The sequence below is a fragment of the Enterococcus sp. AZ120 genome (assembly GCF_050546165.1).
Classification (GTDB): Bacteria; Bacillota; Bacilli; order Lactobacillales; family Enterococcaceae; genus Enterococcus; species Enterococcus faecalis.
The window spans coordinates 2,569,402-2,590,670 of record NZ_CP172950.1 but is presented as its reverse complement, the minus strand read 5'-3'; the positions used below and the strand labels follow the sequence as shown (position 1 = coordinate 2,590,670).

The 21,269-nt window shown below is 39.7% G+C and carries 17 protein-coding genes; 11 read left to right on the top strand and 6 right to left on the bottom strand.

Translation table 11 applies throughout. The annotated features are described in order from the left end of the window. Nucleotides 1-163 precede the first annotated feature (163 nt). Entirely contained in the window at nt 164-3,817 is a 3,654-nt protein-coding gene (gene rpoC, locus IGJ46_RS12355; protein WP_002354777.1) for a DNA-directed RNA polymerase subunit beta', read from the top strand. Between the two features lie 49 nt (nt 3,818-3,866). On the opposite strand, the gene IGJ46_RS12350 is transcribed toward rpoC, so the two are convergent. Continuing rightward, on the bottom strand, nt 3,867-4,559 hold the full coding sequence (locus tag IGJ46_RS12350; protein ID WP_231432884.1) for a prepilin peptidase: 693 nt from the start codon (nt 4,557-4,559) through the stop codon (nt 3,867-3,869). A 108-nt stretch (nt 4,560-4,667) separates the two neighbouring features. On the opposite strand from IGJ46_RS12350, the gene IGJ46_RS12345 reads away from it, so the two are divergent. The 7 genes from IGJ46_RS12345 to IGJ46_RS12315 all read left to right on the top strand — a co-directional run bounded on the left by IGJ46_RS12345 (nt 4,668) and on the right by IGJ46_RS12315 (nt 12,563). Continuing rightward, entirely contained in the window at nt 4,668-6,188 is a 1,521-nt protein-coding gene (locus IGJ46_RS12345; protein WP_218391323.1) for a gluconokinase, read from the top strand. A gap of 83 nt (nt 6,189-6,271) precedes the next feature. Further along, nucleotides 6,272-6,991 (top strand): DUF5105 domain-containing protein, encoded by a 720-nt coding sequence (locus IGJ46_RS12340; protein WP_218391322.1) that lies wholly within the window; start codon nt 6,272-6,274, stop codon nt 6,989-6,991. 127 nt (nt 6,992-7,118) lie between these two features. Further along, nucleotides 7,119-7,586: a Dps family protein gene (locus tag IGJ46_RS12335; RefSeq protein ID WP_002354782.1), complete on the top strand. Its 468-nt coding sequence runs from the start codon at nt 7,119-7,121 to the stop codon at nt 7,584-7,586. Nucleotides 7,587-7,823: 237 nt separating this feature from the next. After that, nucleotides 7,824-8,252, top strand: a complete 429-nt coding sequence (gene rplM, locus IGJ46_RS12330) for a 50S ribosomal protein L13 (protein WP_048670019.1) — start codon at nt 7,824-7,826, stop codon at nt 8,250-8,252. Between the two features lie 13 nt (nt 8,253-8,265). Next, nucleotides 8,266-8,658, top strand: a complete 393-nt coding sequence (gene rpsI, locus IGJ46_RS12325) for a 30S ribosomal protein S9 (protein ID WP_002354786.1) — start codon at nt 8,266-8,268, stop codon at nt 8,656-8,658. 138 nt (nt 8,659-8,796) lie between these two features. Next, nucleotides 8,797-11,808 (top strand): sulfatase-like hydrolase/transferase, encoded by a 3,012-nt coding sequence (locus tag IGJ46_RS12320; protein ID WP_305733584.1) that lies wholly within the window; start codon nt 8,797-8,799, stop codon nt 11,806-11,808. 194 nt (nt 11,809-12,002) lie between these two features. Then, the gene (locus IGJ46_RS12315) at nt 12,003-12,563 is read left to right on the top strand and encodes a hypothetical protein (protein WP_002372704.1); all 561 of its coding nucleotides are present in this window, start codon (nt 12,003-12,005) and stop codon (nt 12,561-12,563) included. A gap of 146 nt (nt 12,564-12,709) precedes the next feature. Here IGJ46_RS12315 and IGJ46_RS12310 read toward each other — a convergent pair whose 3' ends face one another. The 5 genes from IGJ46_RS12310 to IGJ46_RS12290 all read right to left on the bottom strand — a co-directional run bounded on the left by IGJ46_RS12310 (nt 12,710) and on the right by IGJ46_RS12290 (nt 17,956). Continuing rightward, a complete protein-coding gene (locus IGJ46_RS12310; protein WP_002354793.1) occupies nt 12,710-15,229 on the bottom strand; it encodes a sigma 54-interacting transcriptional regulator in 2,520 nt (839 codons plus the stop codon). Between the two features lie 147 nt (nt 15,230-15,376). Then, the gene (locus IGJ46_RS12305; RefSeq protein ID WP_002354796.1) at nt 15,377-16,204 is read right to left on the bottom strand and encodes a PTS system mannose/fructose/sorbose family transporter subunit IID; all 828 of its coding nucleotides are present in this window, start codon (nt 16,202-16,204) and stop codon (nt 15,377-15,379) included. Further along, entirely contained in the window at nt 16,201-17,016 is an 816-nt protein-coding gene (locus IGJ46_RS12300; RefSeq protein ID WP_002365419.1) for a PTS mannose/fructose/sorbose/N-acetylgalactosamine transporter subunit IIC, read from the bottom strand. The genes IGJ46_RS12305 and IGJ46_RS12300 overlap by 4 nt, the downstream gene beginning before the upstream one ends. A 16-nt stretch (nt 17,017-17,032) precedes the next feature. Then, nucleotides 17,033-17,524: a PTS system mannose/fructose/N-acetylgalactosamine-transporter subunit IIB gene (locus IGJ46_RS12295; RefSeq protein WP_002354800.1), complete on the bottom strand. Its 492-nt coding sequence runs from the start codon at nt 17,522-17,524 to the stop codon at nt 17,033-17,035. A gap of 12 nt (nt 17,525-17,536) precedes the next feature. After that, nucleotides 17,537-17,956, bottom strand: coding sequence for a PTS sugar transporter subunit IIA (locus tag IGJ46_RS12290; protein WP_002354802.1), 420 nt, complete (start codon nt 17,954-17,956; stop codon nt 17,537-17,539). A 257-nt stretch (nt 17,957-18,213) separates the two neighbouring features. On the opposite strand from IGJ46_RS12290, the gene IGJ46_RS12285 reads away from it, so the two are divergent. From IGJ46_RS12285 to IGJ46_RS12275, 3 genes are all read left to right on the top strand, one after another. After that, on the top strand, nt 18,214-19,149 hold the full coding sequence (locus tag IGJ46_RS12285; protein WP_002354809.1) for an ABC transporter ATP-binding protein: 936 nt from the start codon (nt 18,214-18,216) through the stop codon (nt 19,147-19,149). Next, nucleotides 19,142-19,912 carry an ABC transporter permease gene (locus IGJ46_RS12280; RefSeq protein WP_218391318.1) on the top strand — a complete coding sequence of 257 codons (771 nt, stop codon included), beginning with the start codon at nt 19,142-19,144 and terminating at the stop codon, nt 19,910-19,912. The genes IGJ46_RS12285 and IGJ46_RS12280 overlap by 8 nt, the downstream gene beginning before the upstream one ends. A 188-nt stretch (nt 19,913-20,100) precedes the next feature. Beyond that, on the top strand, nt 20,101-21,075 hold the full coding sequence (locus tag IGJ46_RS12275; protein ID WP_010710860.1) for a tRNA dihydrouridine synthase: 975 nt from the start codon (nt 20,101-20,103) through the stop codon (nt 21,073-21,075). The last annotated feature ends 194 nt before the right edge of the window (nt 21,076-21,269 follow it).

Genomic DNA, 21,269 nt, shown 5'->3' with positions numbered 1-21,269 from the left:
GTCGCTACCACTCTGATGAGTTGATTCAACTGCGACTTTGTTGCAACTGCGCAAGCCATTACTTGTTCCAAGTGTCGTCAGACCTTCTTTCAAGTGATGCTTGCCATTTGCTAACAAGTTGCTGACTCAGCTTCTCTAAATAAGGAAATGGAGGGAATTCCTTTTGATCGATGTAAATAAATTCGAAAGTATGCAAATAGGGCTTGCTTCACCAGAAAAGATCAGAAGCTGGTCTTATGGGGAAGTTAAAAAACCCGAAACAATTAACTACCGTACATTAAAACCCGAACGTGAAGGGTTATTCTGTGAACGCATTTTTGGTCCAACCAAAGACTGGGAATGTGCTTGTGGTAAATATAAACGTATCCGTTATAAAGGTATTGTCTGTGACCGTTGTGGCGTTGAAGTCACTCGTTCAAAAGTACGTCGTGAACGTATGGGACATATTGAATTAGCCGCACCAGTTTCACATATCTGGTACTTTAAAGGAATTCCATCTCGGATGGGTCTTGTTTTAGACATGAGCCCTCGTGCATTGGAAGAAGTCATTTATTTTGCTTCATACGTTGTCATCGAACCAGGTGACACAACATTAGAGAAAAAACAATTGTTAACGGAACGCGAATATCGTGAAAAACGTGAACAATATGGCCAAGCCTTCAAAGCTGCTATGGGTGCCGAAGCCGTGAAACAATTATTAGATAACGTCGATTTAGATGGCGAAGTTGCGCAATTAAAAGAAGAATTAAAAACAGCTTCTGGTCAAAAACGGACACGTGCCATCCGTCGTTTAGACATCTTAGAAGCCTTCCGTGCTTCAGGTAACCAACCAAGCTGGATGGTAATGGATGTTATCCCAGTTATTCCACCAGATTTACGTCCGATGGTTCAATTGGAAGGTGGTCGTTTTGCAACAAGTGATTTAAACGACTTATACCGCCGTGTTATCAACCGTAACAACCGTCTAAAACGTTTATTAGACTTAAATGCACCAAGCATCATTGTTCAAAACGAAAAACGGATGTTACAAGAAGCGGTCGATGCTTTAATCGATAATGGTCGTCGTGGCCGTCCAGTTACTGGACCAGGTAACCGTCCATTGAAATCTCTTTCTCACATGTTGAAAGGGAAACAAGGTCGTTTCCGTCAAAACTTACTAGGTAAACGTGTTGACTATTCTGGTCGTTCCGTAATCGTCGTTGGTCCGTTCTTAAAAATGTACCAATGTGGTTTACCAAAAGAAATGGCGATTGAATTATTCAAACCATTCGTAATGCGTGAATTAGTACAACGTGAAATTGCGACAAACATTAAAAATGCGAAACGTAAAATCGAACGTGGCGAAGATGAAGTTTGGGATATCTTAGAAGAAGTTATCCAAGAACACCCAGTTTTACTTAACCGGGCACCTACGTTGCATAGATTAGGGATCCAAGCTTTCGAACCTGTTCTTGTTGAAGGTCGTGCGATCCGTCTTCACCCATTAGTTTGTGAAGCCTACAATGCCGATTTCGATGGAGACCAAATGGCGGTTCACGTGCCTCTAAATGAAGAAGCACAAGCAGAAGCTCGTATGTTAATGCTTGCTGCCCAAAATATCTTGAACCCGAAAGATGGTAAACCAGTTGTTACACCATCTCAAGATATGGTCTTAGGTAACTACTACCTAACAATGGAAGAAGAAGGCCGTGAAGGGGAAGGCATGATCTTCCGCGACATGAACGAAGCTGTTTTAGCATGGCAAAATGGCTACGTGCATTTACACTCACGGATTGGGGTTCAAACAACACTTTTAGGTGACAAACCATTTACTGATTGGCAAAAAGAACGAATCTTAATCACCACAGTTGGTAAGATCATCTTTAACGAAATCATGCCTGTTGAGTTCCCTTACTTGAACGAACCAACAGACTATAACTTAACTGTTCAAACACCAGATAAATACTTCGTAGAAGCTGGTACAGACATTCCTGCACACATTAAAGAGCAAGAATTAGTTTTACCATTCAAGAAGAAAAATCTTGGAAATATCATTGCTGAAGTCTTCAAGAGATTCCACATTACGGAAACCTCTAAAATGCTTGACCGCATGAAAGACTTAGGTTACAAACACTCAACGTATGCTGGGATGACGGTAGGGATTGCCGATATCATGGTTCTTCATGAAAAACAAGCAATCATTGATGCTGCCCACAAACAAGTTGAAACAATTACTAAACAATTCCGTCGTGGTTTAATTACTGATGACGAACGTTATGAACGTGTAATCGGCGTTTGGAACGGTGCCAAAGACGAAATCCAACAAAAACTGATCGAAAGTATGGAAGCTCGTAACCCAATCTTCATGATGTCTGACTCTGGAGCCCGTGGTAACATCTCCAACTTTACACAGTTAGCTGGTATGCGTGGTTTGATGGCCGCTCCGAATGGACGAATCATGGAATTACCAATCATCTCAAACTTCCGTGAAGGACTTTCTGTCTTAGAAATGTTTATCTCAACTCACGGGGCTCGTAAAGGGATGACCGATACGGCCTTGAAGACAGCCGATTCAGGTTACTTAACACGTCGTTTAGTTGACGTTGCCCAAGACGTAATCATTCGTGAAGACGACTGTGGCACTGACCGTGGTCTTGAAATCGAAGCAATTCGTGAAGGTAACGAAATTATCGAACCATTAGACGAACGTCTATTAGGTCGTTATACACGTAAATCAGTTGTTCATCCAGAAACTGGTGCAATCATCATTGGTGCGGATCAATTAATCACTGAAGATCTTGCCAGAGAAATCGTGGACGCTGGTATTGAAAAAGTAACCATCCGTTCTGTCTTTACATGTAACACAAAACATGGTGTATGTAAGCACTGTTACGGACGTAACTTGGCAACTGGTTCTGACGTTGAAGTCGGAGAAGCAGTTGGTACAATCGCCGCTCAATCTATCGGGGAACCTGGTACACAGTTAACCATGCGTACGTTCCATACCGGCGGGGTTGCCGGTGACGATATCACTCAAGGTTTACCTCGTATCCAAGAAATCTTTGAAGCACGTAATCCGAAAGGGCAAGCAGTGATTACAGAAGTAACCGGTGAAGTTATCGATATTTCTGAAGATCCTGCCACACGTCAAAAAGAAGTAACCATCAAAGGAAAAACAGATACACGTACCTATACTGTCCCTTACACTGCACGTATGAAAGTTGCTGAAGGCGACATCATCCACCGTGGTGCACCGTTGACAGAAGGTTCAATTGATCCAAAACAATTATTACAAGTTCGTGATGTTTTATCTGTTGAAAACTACCTATTACGTGAAGTACAACGTGTTTACCGTATGCAAGGGGTAGAAATCGGCGACAAACATATCGAAGTAATGGTTCGTCAAATGTTACGTAAAATCCGCGTAATGGATCCAGGTGACACTGAAATCCTTCCAGGAACATTAATGGACATCGCAGAATTTAAAGACCGTAACTACGACACATTAGTTGCTGGTGGCGTCCCTGCTACTAGTCGTCCAGTCTTACTTGGTATTACCAAAGCGTCATTGGAAACAAACAGCTTCTTATCTGCTGCATCCTTCCAAGAAACAACACGCGTGTTAACAGATGCTGCTATCCGTGGCAAAAAAGATCCATTACTTGGATTGAAAGAAAATGTTATCATTGGTAAAATCATCCCAGCTGGTACTGGTATGGCTCGTTACCGTAACATGGAACCAAAAGAAGTTGGCGTAGCTAGCGAAAACGTTTATAGTATTTCAGACATTGAAGCACAAATGGCTGCTGAAGATGCGATGAAAAACATCAATAAATAAACCCTAAAAAGCCGTAAGGAGCATGCTCCTTGCGGCTTTTTTTTATTTGCTATAAGCAACTGATTGTGAGTAAGCCCAAACTTAAAAAGGGGACAAAAGGAAGTTTCTGTTCAACTGGATACCCCAAAAATTTACAGCTGTAGCCATAGATTAGGCCATAACTACTGGCAAAAAATAGTAGCATCAGCAACTGAGGTACCTGTAAAAAACAGCCCCACAAACCCAGTAACAAAAGATCCCCTCGCCCCATGGCTTCCGGAAAATAATGTAAGACGGCTTGGAAAAAACAAAAACAAAAAAGACCAGTCAGTAAGTAAAACGAATGCTGACCCGCCACTTTCAGCAAGCAAAGCACAAAAAAACTAGGATAAAGAATCTTCGGTTCAACCACTAAATACCAGTAATCAATCAAGGATAATGTGAAAGCGCTCGTCAGCCACCACCAGAGAATCAAAGTATCAATCGTCAGGCCAGCTGAAAAACAGCTTGCGGTTAAGCTGCCCATGACAAGTTCTGCTAAAAGATAACTCTTAGCTACTGGCTGTTGACACTTTCGACAACGAAAGCGCTGCAGCAAAATCGAAACAACTGGAATTAATTCATAGAGTTGTAGAGGCTGGTGGCAACCTTGACAGTGGGAAGGGGGCCACCACAAAGAACGCCCTACTGGTAAGCGCTCCGCCACTAAGCATAAAAAAGAACCGAAACAGGCACCAATCAAAAAGAGACTCAAGAAAAACATAGGTTACCTCCTTAAAAATAAACTACGCTTTTTTTAAACTTTTTCGTTTGACTAGACAAATCTTTTTTTGTTAGGAATAATAAAAGAAACAAGAAATGAGGGAATCAAATGGAAAAATTAGCGATTGGTGTCGACGTTGGCACTACGCAAGCCAAAGCAGTGGCTTTTCAAGCAAATGGCACAGTCGTAGCTTCTAGCTATGTGCGTTATCCATTAATTCAAGAGACTGAAGGAATGGCAGAGCAAGACCCAGAAACGCTGTTCCAAGCTGTGGTGAACTGTATTCGAACCGTCACACAACAAGTGAAGAATCAACCAATTGGGCTCATTTCTTTTGCTTCAGCGATGCATGGCTTAATTGCCATGGATGCGCAAGGACGCCCATTGACCCAAGTGATTACTTGGGCTGACACACGAGCATCTGATTATGCGGAAGCGTTAAAAGAAACGCCAGCGGCCCAATTGTTTTATCAATTGACAGGCATGCCAGTTCATCCAATGGCGCCTTTGTACAAGATTCGCTGGCTGCAGGAAAATCAGCCAGCCGTTGCGCAGAGCGCGGCCAAGTTTATTGGGATTAAGGACTACATTTTTTACCGTTTCTTTGGCGAATACTGGACAGATTATAGTAGTGCTTCAGGAATGGGTTTATTTAATATTCACACGCGACAATGGGAAACGTCGATTTTAGCGTATTTATCTATTGAGGAGGAACAGTTGCCAAAAGTTGCCCCGTCAACGTTCATTTTTCCAGCGTTAGCGCCTTCTTGGCAAGAGATGCTTGGTGTTGAGGAGGAAACGGTTTTAGTTCTTGGTGGTGCGGATGGCCCGTTGTCTAATTTAGGTTTGGGAGCGCTAGGAATGGGTGTAGCGACTTTGACCGTTGGTACGAGCGGCGCACTTCGGTATATTGTCGAAGAACCTTTTTTGCATCCGCAAGGTGAAACGTTTTGTTTCGCTCTAGATGAACAGCACTGGGTGATTGGTGGCGCAAGTAGTAATGGTGCAGTTGCGTTAGATTGGGCGAGCCAAACGATTTTTGCAGAAGAACGTCAGCAAGCTATCCAAAACGGGACCAATCTCTATGACCCAATTATGGCCCAAATTGCAACCGTGCCAGCTGGGGCAAATGGCTTACTGTTTCATCCTTATTTGCTTGGTGAACGAGCACCGCTGTGGAATGCAGAGGCGAGCGCAAGTTTTATTGGCTTGCGCAAAAATCACCATGCTGGACATTTAGCTCGAGCGGTGGTGGAAGGCATCTGTTTCAATTTAAAAACTATTTTAGAGGATTTGAAACAACTCGGTGGACCCGTTCAGGAGATTCGGGCGACAGGCGGCTTTGCTGATTCCCCTGTGTTCCGTCAAATCATGGCTGATGTGCTGGGAGAAACGTTATCGTTCACTGATAGCACCGAAGCTTCGGCATTAGGCGCTGTTTTGCTAGGTTGGCAAGGCTTAGGGCAGTTACCAAATTTACAAGCAGCGGCGCAACAGGTGCTGATTCATGAAACGGTCACGCCACGAGCGGATCAATTGCTAGTTTATCAAGAACTGTATCCTGTTTTTCAAGAAACCCAACAAGTTTTAGCACAAAGTTATCAAAAATTAGCAGAATTCCGAAAATAATTGATAGTAAATAGCTTTGACAAATGGCTGAGAAGTTGCTTAACTAGAAGAGAGACGAAGACTTGAGGAAATGAGGATGAGGAATGAAGAAGCAGCTATTACCACTATTTCTGTTATTCATTGGGGCGTTAGCAAGCTGCAGTGCGCCGTCTCGTTCCGGCGAAAAAGCAGCGCAACAGTTGGTAGATTACTTTATTTATCAAGAAAAGACAGCGACATTCTCTCAAACTTTTCGTGAACCGAAAGTCTTGGCGGAGCATTTGCAGACGAGCCGTCAACAGTTCCAGAAGCAATTTTTCAATAGCTTAAAAGAAATGAACGATGAAGTCACCGAGACTGAAGCCCAGAAGCTTAGCACAGAATTACTGGCTCAAGTGAAGAAAAAAGCGTCATATCAACTAGTAGCCACAAAAGAATTGAATGGGCAAGCGACAATCACTTTTCAGATTAAGGGCTTAGATTTTGTGACGGCGATTGAAGATACAACCACTGCTCTTCTTCAGCAAACGCAACAGGCAACACAAGCGCTAGACATGCAGCACACGTTAGCCGTTTTAAAAAAAGAAATCCAACAAATCAATGTCAGCCATGAGCCAGTTGAACTTCCATTAACGGTTAAGCAAGTAGAAGGACAATGGTACTTGCCGGCAGCGGAGCAACTGAGACTGAATCAGTTTTTTTTAGCTTTCGTCACAGGAAAAGAAGATACTGACCAGTTGACAGAGGCGCTCGACACGATCCTCACTCAAGCGGAACAAAAAGTCGTCACTGCGGATGAAAGAACAGCGATTGCAGGAAATTAATTAGATTCTTAATTGTAATTATTATAATTTGATAATAATTCTAAAAAAGAAAGGTTTTCAGTGTACTTTTTTCACAATTCATATTACACTAAGAGTGTAGAAATAATATTTAGGAGGATGACAAAGAATGAAATTTGAAAAAACAAAAGAAATTTTGAACCAACTCGTTGCAGATTTAAGCCAATTTTCCGTGGTAATTCATCAAACACATTGGTATATGCGTGGACCTGAATTTTTAACACTTCACCCACAAATGGATGAATACATGGATCAAATCAATGAGCAATTAGATGTTGTTTCAGAACGTTTAATCACATTGGACGGCTCTCCATTCTCAACATTGCGTGAATTCGCAGAAAATACAAAAATTGAAGATGAAATTGGTAACTGGGACCGCACCATTCCAGAACGTATGGAAAAATTAGTAGCAGGCTACCGTTACTTAGCAGACCTTTACGCAAAAGGGATTGAAGTTTCTGGTGAAGAAGGCGACGACTGCACACAAGACATTTTCATCGCAAACAAAACAGACATCGAAAAAAATATTTGGATGTTACAAGCCAAACTTGGCAAAGCGCCTGGTATTGACGCATAATTTAAAACAACTCCCAAAGCCGCTGACGTTGACGTTGGCGGCTTTTTTTCTGTTTAAAAGGCACAAAAAAATAAGTGAAAATCTATTTTCTGAAAGCGCAGAAAAACATTGACTTTATCAGTGATTGAAGGTAAAATATTAAATGGTATTGTTTGCCCCACAATGAGCCCCGGAAACTCAAGTGTATGTCAAACATCGAAAACAAAATTGGAGGAAAGAAACGTGCGTACAACATATATGGCCAAAGCTGGCGAAGTAGAACGTAAATGGTACGTAGTAGATGCAACAGATGTTCCTTTAGGACGTCTATCAGCAGTTGTTGCTTCTGTACTACGTGGTAAAAATAAACCAACATTCACACCACATGTGGATACTGGAGATTTCGTAATCGTAATTAACGCTGATAAAGTAAAATTAACAGGTAAAAAAGCTACAGACAAAATTTACTACCGTCACTCAATGTATCCTGGAGGATTAAAATCAGTGACTGCTGGTGAATTACGCGACAAAAACTCTCGCCGTCTTATCGAAACTTCTGTAAAAGGTATGCTACCTAAAAACACTTTAGGACGTAAACAATTTACTAAATTGAACGTATACGGTGGAGCTGAGCATCCACATGCTGCACAACAACCAGAAGTATTAGATATCACGAACTTAATTTAAGGAGGGAAATTCATTGGCACAAGTACAATATAGCGGCACAGGCCGTCGTAAAAATGCAGTTGCCCGCGTACGCTTAGTACCAGGTACTGGTAAAATTACTGTAAACAAAAAAGACGTAGAAGAATATATTCCACATGCTGACTTGCGTGAAGTTATCAACCAACCATTTGGCGTAACTGAAACAAAAGGCGCTTACGATGTAATCGTAAACGTAAACGGTGGTGGCTATGCTGGACAATCAGGAGCTATCCGTCACGGAATCGCTCGTGCATTGTTACAAGTAGATCCTGACTTCCGTTCTGCTTTAAAACGCGCTGGGTTACTTACTCGTGACGCACGTATGGTTGAACGTAAAAAACCAGGTCTTAAAAAAGCTCGTAAAGCTTCACAGTTCTCAAAACGTTAATTATTTGGAGTCGTTGCGAACGTGTTCGCTTACGCAAACAATCTGGGACGAAGATTTCCTTGGAAATCGAGTGCCACTCAATTATCATTTTGAAAGACACTTTCCAAATGAGGAAACTAAAATTATAAACCGTCCATTTTGGACGGTTTTTTTAAATTAAAGATAGGTGAAAATATGATAGAATCAAAAAAATACCCAATAGTTACACCAATTATGGCATGTATTTTTATAATTGTTCAACATGTATTATTTTCGGGTACAGCGATTCCACAATATGACCAAAATGGTACGCGTTTTTATCTTTATTCAGTAGCATTAGGATTAGTTGCAGTTGGTGGGAATTTATTGGCTTTATATATGGGGTACCACGGAAAAAAAGCAGTAGGAACCAAGCCGCTAGCTAAATTTGCAAATTTTTATTTATTATATGTTTTTGGAACACTCGTTTTAAATTTGTCTTTGGCTTCTTTTTCATTAAATATACGTGATTATTGGACGATACTCTTTCCGATTAGTCAAAATATTTTTCCATTTGCTACGACTTACTTGCTTTTGTTTTTATTAAGCCCTTATTTATACGAGTATTTAGATCGGTTAAAGAACGAACAAATCAAATGGACCATGTCACTACTAACATTCTTTTTAATCGCTTTACCAACTTTTTTTGGAAAAGATATTTGGGGAATGGCTAGCGGCAATAGCATTTTACTTTTAATTTATTTTTACTTAGTTGGCTACACCATTTATCGGTTTAAATTTCTTCCTCGTTATCATTTGAAATTTATTCAGGTGGCTTTTGGAATAGTAATATTAGCAAGCTTAGTCTTACTAATGACGCATATTTCTCTATTTTTAAACAAAGGAACAAGTACTGCTACTCGATTCAATGTTCCTTGGTCTCTTTTTTCCGTGTACTATTCGATTTCTTTATTTATATTTTTAGAAAATGTAAATAAACGATTTTCCTTATTGCGTTTAAATTTTAATGTGCTATCTACAAGTTTATTAGTTGTACAAATCTTATTAAACTGGCCAATTGTTACACGTCTAGTTTCTGAGAAATTTGTTCAAACAGAGGTGAAATCTGGTACTGTTTGGGCAAAACAAATTATCTATTTAACTATTGCTTATTTGATAGTAGCACTTCTTTCTAGCTGTGTTGTATTACTTTTACAAAAAATTCCGCTATATCGTAAAATTGAGCAGAATTTAAGAGTAGAAAATTTTTCACAACTAAAATTGAAATTAAGTAAGCTATGGAACTGGGTCTGCGCTTACCGCAGATTATTTTATAGTGCGCTATTTTTCTACTTATTCACGATTATGCAAATGTTATTAATTGCAGATTATGGATCAAAAGATGCAGCACTTCGTTCTATTTTTACCGTTGTTATCAATAGACAGGCGCCGGTTTTCTTAAACGTAATCGTAATCATGACATTTTTAATGTTAGTTATTTTATTGATTAATAGATTTTGGTATGCGTTTGCGTTTACCTTAGTGATAGATCTTGTTTTAACTATCGCGACAGTTTTGAAAATTAAATATAGGCTTGAACCAATTTTACCGGCGGATTTAGCTTTTTTAAACAGTATTAGTGAAATTTTAGATATGCTAAATCCTGTCATTCTTATTATTAGCGTCATTGGTTTAGTTTTAGTAGGAATTTATTCTTGGATTCTACAAAAACGTTTGGAAAGAACCTATCATCTAAAAATAAACATAAAAAAACGAGTATTAGGAATTGTCTCAATTTTAGTGTTTTTTTCAGGGGTCTTTTTCATTAACCATCAGAACTCGCTGCCTAATTTGGTGTTTAAGCTTTTCCGTATTGATAGTCAATTTTATAATCAAAGACGTGGGACACAGATCAATGGTCCAGTCATCCAATTTTTAAGTAATATTGATGTGAAAATTATGGAGGAACCCTCTGGATACTCACAAGAGAACATTAAAAAAATTATGGCAAAGTATGATGCAGAGGCTAAAAAAATAAATTCAGAGCGTCAGGATTGGCAAAAAGAGCAAACGGTTATTTTTACTCTTAGCGAAAGCTTCAGTGATCCGTCTCGATTGAAGGATATAACTTTGAACAATAATCCATTTCCGTTTATTACACAGTTATCTAAAGAAACAACATCGGGTTTAATGCTTTCCTCAGGTTATGGTGGAGGTACAGCAAACATGGAGTGGCAATCGTTGACAGGGATGGATTTAAGTAACTTGGGGGCTACCTTGCCTGTGCCTTACACTCAGTTAGTGAACAAGCAAAAAAAGACGCCTACTTTTTTAAATTTATTTGATGAAGCTGTGGCAATTCACCCATTTTCAGCAAATACTTATAGTCGTTTAAATGTATTTGAAAAGTTTGGATTTGATAAGTTTCATTATATTGGAAGTCCAGATGGATTGAATTATACACAAAAGATTGAAGCGAATCCGTATATTTCAGATGAAGCAGCCTATCAAGAAACAGTTGATGCGATAAATGCAACGGAAGGTAAGACTCAGTTTATCCAATTATCGACAATGCAAAATCATATGCCATATAACAATTACTACAAAGAAGACACATTTGATTTCGAGGGGGCTGGTATCTCAGAAAGCAATAGAAATCAAATGAAGACCTATCTTCAAGGTTTAAATTATACAGATCAAGCAACGCAGAAATTTATTGAAGAAATTGATAAAATTGAAAAACCAATTACAATTGTTTGGTATGGAGATCATTTACCAGGTATCTATAAGGAACAAGATTTAGCGAAGTATCCTTTGTTGTATCGAGAAACAGATTATTTCGTATATAACAATAAATATGCACAACAACAAAGAAAACTGCCAAATTATTCATTAGTATCTCCGTATATGTTTTCTTCATTGGCGCTCGAGCAAGCTAATATTAAAGTGACACCATTTTATGCCTTGTTAACAGCAGTGACAAATAATTTACCAGCTACAACAATTGACCCTAATTCTGGTAGTCAAAACGTTCAGAATGGTAAAAAAGTATTTGCTAGTGATCAAAATAAAACGACAGAAGAAAAAGATCTTACTAAGGAGCAAAAAGAGTTGCTTCATGATTATGAATTGATTCAGTATGACCTAGTCGCAGGAAAACAATATTCAGCAGATTGGGCGGAAAAAAAGTGAATTGATTGGCAATAAAAATGTTATATAAAGAAAGTAGGGCATAAGTCGTTTCGACTTATGCCCTACTAGCTATATCTTAAAATAATTAGCTGAACAAAAGCAACTTCTTCAGAAATAAGCCGAATTCTCCAAAAAATGGTATCATTAAGTAATGAAACATAACCATAAAAAATAACGAATATCGGAGGCAGAAAATGAGTAGTGTGGTTTGTCAAAGTTGTGGGGCGAATGCGTTTAGATGGTACGATACCGCTGATCAAGTGGTGGAATGTAAGTATTGTCATTCCAAGCAAGCTTTTATAAAAGGTATGGGCGTCGAGTCAGCCATAAAAGTTGTTGGGGGAAAAGAAGAAGCGGAGACGGATTCTGAATACCAAGAACGGATTATTCATCAATTTGGCTTGAAAGATCAAGTGATTGAAGTGAAGAATTATTCATTAATCGATATTCCGTTAACATTTATTGTTTGGTTGTATTTGGATATTTTATTAGGAGCATTGTTTATCTGTGGTGGTTTTCTTTCTAAAAACTATCGAGCTTGGTACGCCAATTTACTTCGTTGGCACTTTTATGGTTGGCGTTATACAAAGTCAGCGACTGAAAAAGAGAAGGCAAGTCAACGGATTAGAGGCAGTCTGTTGATTAAATGGCTACTTCAAGAGGATCCCAACAAAACGAAAAAATTAATAATGGTTGGCGTATCCATCCTGTTCACTGTCCTGTTTGTTTACACTACAGGAAATGGCGCTGCCTAAACGAAATATTTATTGAAACACTTTCTGTTGATAGAAAGTGTTTTAACACAAAATAAAAAAAGTGGGCCATAAGTCGAAATGACTTATGGCCCACTAGCTATATTTTAAGATAATCATCTGAACAAAAGAGACTCTCCCTATAACCCTCACCGAGAAGACAAAATTTCATAAATCACATAGAGTTCCCAGTTGGAAATTTCTATTCGATAAAACTGTTCTAGAGTATAGAAAATGTTTTTAGCATTTTGGAAAAATGGTTTTTGGTTAATGGTTAGTTCCTCGAGGTTAGCAGGGATTTCATAGTCTTCAACGCCGAGCATTGTCCGCTCTACCATGAGCGCGTTGTGCATCATTAAGTTAAATTTCATTTTGCCGCTGAGTGTGAGGTCGAAGCGTTTTTCAATGTTTTTTGTAACGTTTTCGACTTGTTTAATAATGACGTCAGGATTTAGAAATTCTAGTTTTTCTGACAAGCCTTCTTTCGAGAAGAAGTGAACAAATTCGTTAATCATGCTATCAATGTTATTGGGATGCATCAAGTTTTGGAAAGGTTCCATCAACTGGGTTCCTGCATCTTCGTCTAACATGTCTAAGAGGTTCACGCTAGCAACATTCGTATGATTGTCTAAGTAGGACGTCGTCAAAATGAGCGAGGTTTCTTTTAAATAATTTTCTTCGGCGTTGGCAATGTCTAACGTGTTCACCAAATCTTTGTATTTTAGGGTAATGACTTTAATATCAGTATACAAGTATTTTTGACAGATTTGTTTGATTTGCTTGGCAATATCCAGACCTGAAATACTAGAGACAATGATATTTTTTTCTACTGAAAAGCCTTCAAAGTACTGTACATCGGTTTTAAATTTTTTTTCAGCGGTTTTAGCAATACCATAGAAAAGTTGTTCGTTCATTAATTGATGACCAATTTCCAACGCATAGGCAGTGGTCAGGTTGTTGATCACCAAAAGTTCTCCAAGAATTTGCGGTTTCAAACTTTTATAAAGTTGTGTCAGGGAACCCATATCGACGAGCATAATGACGCCTTGTGATGTGTCCCGCTGAGAAAGCCACTCTTTAACTTCGGCGACGATATCTCTGACCGAAGAGGTTAAGGGCATGTTAATCGCATCAAAAATATAGGTACCACATAATTTGTTGGCAACGGCTTGAATACTTGTGGCAGTCGATTCACCATGCGCCACGAGGAGCGCTTGGTAAGGAATCGTTTCAGAAATTTCTCCGCTAAGTAATACAGATAAGAGTACCTCTGTCAAGAAACGGTATTCTTCTGGCAGCGGACTGACTAAGTTTTTCACGAGGGAAACCGTTCGCGGATAGTGTTCTTTTAACTGTGCTTGGACTGGAAGGAGCATTGTTTCGTTAAATGTTGGCGGTAAAATTTTCAGCAATTTGGCAACATCTTTCATCGGTTTTTCAGTTTGTTCAGGTTGGTTAATAATTAGTTTGTTTTTGGTTTGGACTTCCGTGACTAGGTTTTGTAAAAAATAATCATTTTCTAAGGTTATTTCATCGTCTAAACAATATTTAATGAATTGTGTCAGTTCAGTTTTTAAGTGGGCCAGTGTTTTTTCTTTTGTAAATAAGGCTTCAAATGTTGCGAAAATATCGGAAGAAAGTGTGTCTTCTTCTAACACTTCTTTGTCTAAAGGAATCGTAATCATTGGTTGAGTCGCATCGCCAATGACGACGGGTTGATTGGGCAAAGTTTTTCGTAATTGCGACGCGCAAAGGAGCTGCACTTTGTTGGATAAACTTCCCACGTTGCCAGGTTCGTCATTTTCTAATAATGCCGTAAAGATTTCTTCGTCCACGTTGATGTCTTTGGTCATTCGTTTCGCTTCTCGGTGGAATAAGTTTTTTAAAATCGCAATCCGTTCTCGAATGGGGCGCTCTTTGAAGTTCGGAAGTGAGACGATTACGGAAATTCGGCGATAAAAGGTTGGTAATAAGACTTTTTTCGGGTTTTCGGTGGTCGCAAATAGTAGCCGGACCTTGGAATGGACCATTTTTCCTTCTTCACCAATAGGGCGGAAGGTCCCTGTATCCATAAACTGAAAGAGTTTTTCTTGGTTTTCGTTGGATAATCGATGTACTTCATCTAAAAAGAGTACGGAATTATTAGCTTGGGCCAAGAGTCCTTGCTTTTCTGATTCAGCTCCAGTAAATGCGCCTTTGGTATGGCCGAAGAGAATGGATGATAGCAATTCGGGATTGTTGGCATAATCGGCACAGTTAAAGGTGTAGAATTTTTCCAGGCCAATGATTTGTTCATTTTTCAGATACTCATAAATCAGTTTTGCCAAAAAGCTTTTGCCGACGCCACTGGCTCCATGGATTAATAAAGGCATACCCAATGGGGGATACAACATAGCGGCTTTGCATTGTTCGATGGCTTTTTTGGCGCTGCCTTGGCTACCGATGTATTGTCGAAACACATCGGTCGTGGGGGTTGTTGCACGGGTTAATTGCCAATAAACGGGTTTTTTTCCCGTTTGTTGGACTTCACCTTTTTCCAATAATTTATTTAAGTATAAGCTGGTTACCGAGCGGCTTAATTGAATTTTTGTGGCAATTTCTTGTGTGCTCATCGGGGTGTTGCTGGTTTCTAAAATATCAACTAAGTGTTGGTAGGTCTCCAAGCGCATGATTCATCGTCCTTCCAAAAGAGAGGTCGGGAAAGGGGTTGCTTCTGTTCCCGCCGTTTATCAGCTTTTAAGCCTGAGATAAAAATCACTTTGGATTTTTGTCTCAGGCTCTAAGTGTTTAATAATTAAATGTTTATTGTTTCAATTTTAACAGATGCCTAGTAATCCTAGCAAGATGCCTAAGAACATGATGCCAAACATCACTACGTTAACATTGACTTTTTTGCGTAATAGCCAGAAAGCAAGTAACGTCACGGCTAATGGTACGATACCGACGAATAGTTGATCCAAATAGTCTTGGATTTTAACTACGTCTTTGCTTCCTTTAACGGAAACTTCAAGAATCGTTTTGAATTTTACATTTGAAGCAGTCATACTGCCCATCATCATTAAGCCTAGCATACTTGATACTTTTGTGAGTATCTTCATTCCGCCTGATTCGTACATTTTTTGGATAAAACTTTCACCGATTGAATAGCCGCTATACAACGCATAATAGTGAATCAGGAACGCAGGAACGTTGTATAAAAGTAAGAAGACAATCGCCCCTAATGGCGAACCAGTGCTGGCTAATGAAATCCCAATCCCAGCAGCAATAACACGTAAGATGCCCCAGAAGAAGGAATCACCGATGCCTGAAAGTGGCCCCATTAGTGAGGCTTTAACTGCTGTAATAGAGCTAGCATCAAAATTTTCGTCTTCACTGTTTTGTTTTTCCATCGAAGCAACGAGCCCCATGATGAAGTTATTGATATGCATGGTTGCATTGAACCAAGTGGTGTGACGCACCAATGCCTCGGCCCGTTCTTCCTTGGTTTTATAAAAACGATTGATAACTGGGAGTAAAGTGTACATGACACCCACTGCGTGGTATTGTGTAGCTCCTGTCCGGCTAGCGTTCATCGTCCAAGAACGCCAGAAAACAGAGCGCATCATTTTTTTCTCTTCTTTAGATAAATTCTCTTTTAACTTCATGCGAAAAAGTCCTCCTCTTCGATTTCTTTCGCGCTGCCTTCAACCGCAGAAGACGCCGCAGGTTTTCTTTTTAGAATGTCGCGAAATTCTACATCCCGTTGGGCACTCACGACACAAATTACTGTCCCGATAACCGCTACCGCAACGGCTGGTAATTGTAGGTACGCGGTTAAAACAAAGCCTAAAATGTAAAAGACGGCTAATTTATTATCCCATAACAGTTTCATTAACATAGCAAACCCAACGGCAGGTAAAAGTCCGCCAGCTGCGCTTAAGCCGTTCATCAAATTTTGTGGAATACTTTCAACAAACAGATTTACTGGCCCACTTCCTGCTAAAATTCCGATAAATGAAATCGAAGCGATGATTAAATAATAAATAATCCACGTTCCGTAATGCAGTGTCACAACCATTTTTTGGTTGCCTTCACGTGCTGCTTTGTCAAGAGAAGGAGCAAAGATATTCATAAAGACATTTTTTAAAAACATCACCACGAAAGCGGCTAACATCCCAATTGGTACGGCTAACGTCATGGCGGCTTTTTGTTCGACATTTGAAATAATTGCAAACGTTGTGGCTAAAGTAGTCGCAGTTACAGGTTCCGCTGCGATAACACCACCGATATTAACATTTCCTAAGAAAATTGCTTCTAAAGAGGCCCCCATTAAGACCCCTGTTTTCATGTCGCCCATTAAAATTCCTGTGACTAATCCAACGACTAAGGGACGTTCCATCATACTTTGACCAGTTAAATAATTCCCAGCAAAACAGATAAATACAGCTAAGGCTGCCATTGTTGCATGCATAAGCATTGTTCATTTCCTCCTTTTAATTGACGGCTTGTTTTAGACTTAATTTTGAGTTGGTTGGCAGGACTTGGTTATAGCTTTCCACGTGAGTCAAACTGGCTAATTCTTTGGCAGCTTCTAACTCTTCAGGGTTTAATTGGACACTTGGGAAAACCATTGTTTTGGTGGCTGGATCTGATTTATCAAAGCGGCCAGCATTGGCAACATTCACACTTTCAATATCTGTCACGTTTTTCGCAATTTTAGTAGCATCCGCTACACTGTTCACAATTACAAAAATTCGTTTGTCTTTGCCACGAGGATCATTAAAGACATCAATCGCATCATCGACTGAGCGAATTAATAGTTTCATGCCATTAGGGACAGCCATTTTTAACGTCATTTGCATTACTTCGTTTTTGGCTGCTTCATCATTCGCTACAACTAATAAGGGGGCATTCAATTCTTTGGTCCAAACTACGGCTACTTGGCCGTGAATTAATCTGTCGTCTACTCGTACTTGTGTAATCATTTTAATTTCCTCCTAAAAAAAGTTTTCTTCTTCATTTGATGGGTTTAATTCAACGAATTGAATTTGTGCTTCAGCAATTGCTGCTTGAATATCTTCTTTGGTTAGCTTTTCGCCTTCTTTTAAGAAAATCAGCGACAAGGCAATGGCTAAGTTGGCATTGGAAATGATAAAAACATTGTCTGGTTTTGTCGTCATGACTTCTTGAACAATTTTTTGATTGACACTACCACCATATAAATCTGTTAAAATAATAGCTTGTTCTTCTGCGCCAAGGGACTGAAGAAACGTTTGAATAATTGGCGTGTAGTCCTCAGGAGTCACATAGGCATTGATGACCGCCAGCTCTTTTCCTTTGTCTGCGAGAATATCCAAGGAACTTTGGAAGCCTTTCGCTAAGTTTCCGTGACTAGCAATTAAAAATTTTCTTTTCATTCTTTTCACCTCACTTTTATATAAAGCAAGTTCTGTGCCAAAAAAAGAGAACTCTAAATCCTTGATTTGAAAGGGTTTTGACGCTCTTGAAACTGTTTAAACAGTTTTGAATCAAAATAAACACGTTAATCGTTGGCTAGTTTGTTGTTGAAAAATAGCTAAGCAAAACTGTGAAATTTAATCAAAATAACCCCCGTTTTTATCGAGAAGTGTTACAATAATATTCATGAATATTTATACATTAAGGAGAGTTACGAATGACTGATGCTCTTGTGATACAAGATTTACGCAAAGTGTACGCTTCAGGTGTTGAAGCGTTGCGGGGGATTGATTTAACAGTCGAAGAAGGCGATTTTTATGCTCTTTTGGGACCGAATGGCGCAGGAAAATCAACGACGATTGGGATTGTGACCTCGTTAGTTAATAAGACTTCGGGGAAAGTCAAAATTTTTGGGTATGATTTAGATACGGAGATGGTGCGGGCGAAGCAACAGATTGGGTTAGTGCCGCAGGAGTTTAACTTCAATCCGTTTGAAACGGTCCAGCAGATTGTGGTCAATCAAGCGGGCTATTATGGGGTGTCTCGTAAAGAAGCCATGAAACGGAGTGAAAAGTATTTAAAACAATCCAATTTATGGGAAAAACGGAACGAACGGGCGCGAATGCTTTCTGGCGGAATGAAACGTCGCTTGATGATTGCTCGCGCGCTGATGCATGAGCCGAAGTTATTGATTTTAGATGAACCAACTGCAGGTGTCGATATTGAATTGCGCCGTGAAATGTGGGCCTTTTTACAAGAGTTAAATGCGCAGGGAACCACGATTATTTTGACAACCCATTACTTAGAAGAAGCAGAGATGTTGTGTCGCAACATTGGGATTATTCAGTCTGGTGAATTGATTGAAAACACCAGCATGAAGCACTTGTTAGCAAAATTACAATTTGAAACGTTTATTTTTGATTTAGCACCTTATACGCAGGCGCCTGTTATTGAAGGCTATCAAAGCGTATTTGAGGACGAGTTAACGTTAGCGGTGGAAGTGGAACGAAACCAAGGTGTCAATCACTTGTTTGAACAGCTAAGTCAACAAGGAATCAAAGTATTGTCAATGCGGAATAAGTCCAACCGTTTGGAAGAGCTCTTCTTGAAGATTACCGAGGATACGTACCAAAGGGAGGATCAACATGTTTAGTCTGTATTTTACTGCTTTAAAAAGTTTAGCTGTAAAGGAAACCAACCGTTATTTACGGATTTGGGTCCAAACACTGGTACCGCCAGTGATTACGACGTCCTTATATTTTGTGATTTTTGGGAAAATGATTGGCGGGCGAATTGGCGACATGGGCGGTTTTTCTTATATGGAATTTATCGTGCCAGGTTTAATTATGATGTCAGCCATTACAAGCTCGTACGCCAATGTTTCATCTTCCTTTTTCTCACAAAAATTCCAGAAAAATATCGAAGAAATTCTCGTGGCGCCAGTTCCAACTCATGTGATTATTTGGGGATTTGTGATTGGTGGCGTTGGTCGTAGTATTTTGGTCGGTTCGTTAGTCACCATCATTTCTCTATTTTTTGTGCCATTGCACGTTGTTTCTTGGCTGATGGTCATCATGACTTTATTGATGACAGCGATTCTTTTTTCTTTAGCTGGTTTGTTAAATGGTATTTTTGCGCAATCCTATGATGATGTATCGATTGTGCCGACCTTTGTGTTACAGCCTTTAACCTATTTGGGTGGGGTTTTCTATGCCATTTCCATGTTGCCGCCATTTTGGCAAGCTGTCTCAAAAGTTAATCCGATTGTTTACATGATTTCTGGGTTCCGCTACGGTTTCCTAGGGGTTCAAGATGTGCCAATTGGTATTTCTATGACCATTTTAATCTTATTTATTGTCGTTTTATATGGCATTTGCTGGTACCTTGTAGAAACAGGGCGTGGTTTACGTAGTTAAGCCGTAAAAAGATTAAACTGTCTGAATCACTCATTCTAGCGAGCAGATTCAGACAGTTTTCTTGTTTCTAAGTATGCCTTTTTTGATTCTTCGTGCATTTCCCTGTATAATAGCAATGTTTCGCACCAGAATATGTCGACAAGTTGTCGTTGAAAATAAAGAAAAAATCAGAAACGGAGTATATGAAGATGAGCAAGAATTTTTGGGCAACATTGCCAAAGCCCTTTTTTGTTTTAGCACCGATGGAAGACGTCACTGATGTGGTCTTTCGTCATGTCGTGAAAGAAGCTGGGGCACCAGATGTGTTTTTTACAGAGTTTACTAATTCAGATAGTTATTGTCATCCTGAAGGGAAAGACAGTGTGCGCGGGCGCCTCGTTTTTACAGAAGATGAACAGCCGATGGTGGCACATATTTGGGGGGATAAACCGGAATTTTTCCGTGAAATGAGTATCGGCGTAGCGGAGATGGGCTTTCAAGGATTAGACATAAATATGGGCTGTCCTGTGCCCAACGTGGCTGAGCGTGGAAAAGGCAGCGGGCTAATTTTGCGCCCAGAAGTCGCGGCTGAATTGATTGACGCCGCCAAAGCAGGTGGCTTACCTGTTAGTGTCAAAACACGCATTGGGTTTACTGAAATGGCGGAAATGGATGCGTGGATCACGCATTTATTAGAGCAAGACATTGCGAATCTATCCATTCATTTGCGAACACGAAAAGAGATGAGTAAAGTGGATGCCCATTGGGAGGTCATTCCGCAAATTATGGCTATTCGGGACCGTGTCGCACCGCAAACGACAATTACGATTAATGGGGATATTCCCGATCGTCAAAAGGGCCTAGAATTAGCAGAACAATATGGTGTAGATGGCATTATGATTGGCCGGGGGATTTTTAAAAATCCTTATGCCTTTGAAAAAGAACCCAAAACACATACGCCACAAGAATTGCTGGGCTTGTTACGTTTACAATTGGATTTGCAAGACAAGTATGCAGAATTGGTGCCTCGCTCCATCGTTGGGCTGCATCGCTTCTTCAAAATTTATGTCAAAGGCTTTCCAGGTGCCAGTGATTTAAGAGCACAATTAATGAATACAAAATCAACGGATGAAGTGCGCCAGTTGTTAGCGACGTTTGAAGCAGAACATGGTGTGCTTGACTAAATAAAAAAAGAGAGGAGCGTGGGACAAAAATCACTTTGGATTTTTGCTCCACGCTCAAAAACTGATAAACGGCGGGAACAGAAGCAACTCCTTCGGAAATAAGCCGAAATTCTCCAAAAATTAAAGAACAATTTTCGGAAATTTCTTCTTATTTCTCGGAGTTAAACACTTCTGTCCCGACCTCCTCTCTTTTG

Coding starts and splice junctions, on each gene's coding strand:
- IGJ46_RS12350 (WP_231432884.1), bottom strand. CDS start 4,559: ATGTTTTTCTTGAGTCTCTTTTTGATTGGTGCCTGTTTCGGTTCTTTT.
- IGJ46_RS12345 (WP_218391323.1), top strand. CDS start 4,668: ATGGAAAAATTAGCGATTGGTGTCGACGTTGGCACTACGCAAGCCAAA.
- IGJ46_RS12340 (WP_218391322.1), top strand. CDS start 6,272: ATGAAGAAGCAGCTATTACCACTATTTCTGTTATTCATTGGGGCGTTA.
- IGJ46_RS12335 (WP_002354782.1), top strand. CDS start 7,119: ATGAAATTTGAAAAAACAAAAGAAATTTTGAACCAACTCGTTGCAGAT.
- rplM (WP_048670019.1), top strand. CDS start 7,824: ATGGCCAAAGCTGGCGAAGTAGAACGTAAATGGTACGTAGTAGATGCA.
- IGJ46_RS12315 (WP_002372704.1), top strand. CDS start 12,003: ATGAGTAGTGTGGTTTGTCAAAGTTGTGGGGCGAATGCGTTTAGATGG.
- IGJ46_RS12310 (WP_002354793.1), bottom strand. CDS start 15,229: ATGCGCTTGGAGACCTACCAACACTTAGTTGATATTTTAGAAACCAGC.
- IGJ46_RS12305 (WP_002354796.1), bottom strand. CDS start 16,204: ATGAAGTTAAAAGAGAATTTATCTAAAGAAGAGAAAAAAATGATGCGC.
- IGJ46_RS12300 (WP_002365419.1), bottom strand. CDS start 17,016: ATGCTTATGCATGCAACAATGGCAGCCTTAGCTGTATTTATCTGTTTT.
- IGJ46_RS12295 (WP_002354800.1), bottom strand. CDS start 17,524: ATGATTACACAAGTACGAGTAGACGACAGATTAATTCACGGCCAAGTA.
- IGJ46_RS12290 (WP_002354802.1), bottom strand. CDS start 17,956: ATGAAAAGAAAATTTTTAATTGCTAGTCACGGAAACTTAGCGAAAGGC.
- IGJ46_RS12285 (WP_002354809.1), top strand. CDS start 18,214: ATGACTGATGCTCTTGTGATACAAGATTTACGCAAAGTGTACGCTTCA.
- IGJ46_RS12280 (WP_218391318.1), top strand. CDS start 19,142: ATGTTTAGTCTGTATTTTACTGCTTTAAAAAGTTTAGCTGTAAAGGAA.
- IGJ46_RS12275 (WP_010710860.1), top strand. CDS start 20,101: ATGAGCAAGAATTTTTGGGCAACATTGCCAAAGCCCTTTTTTGTTTTA.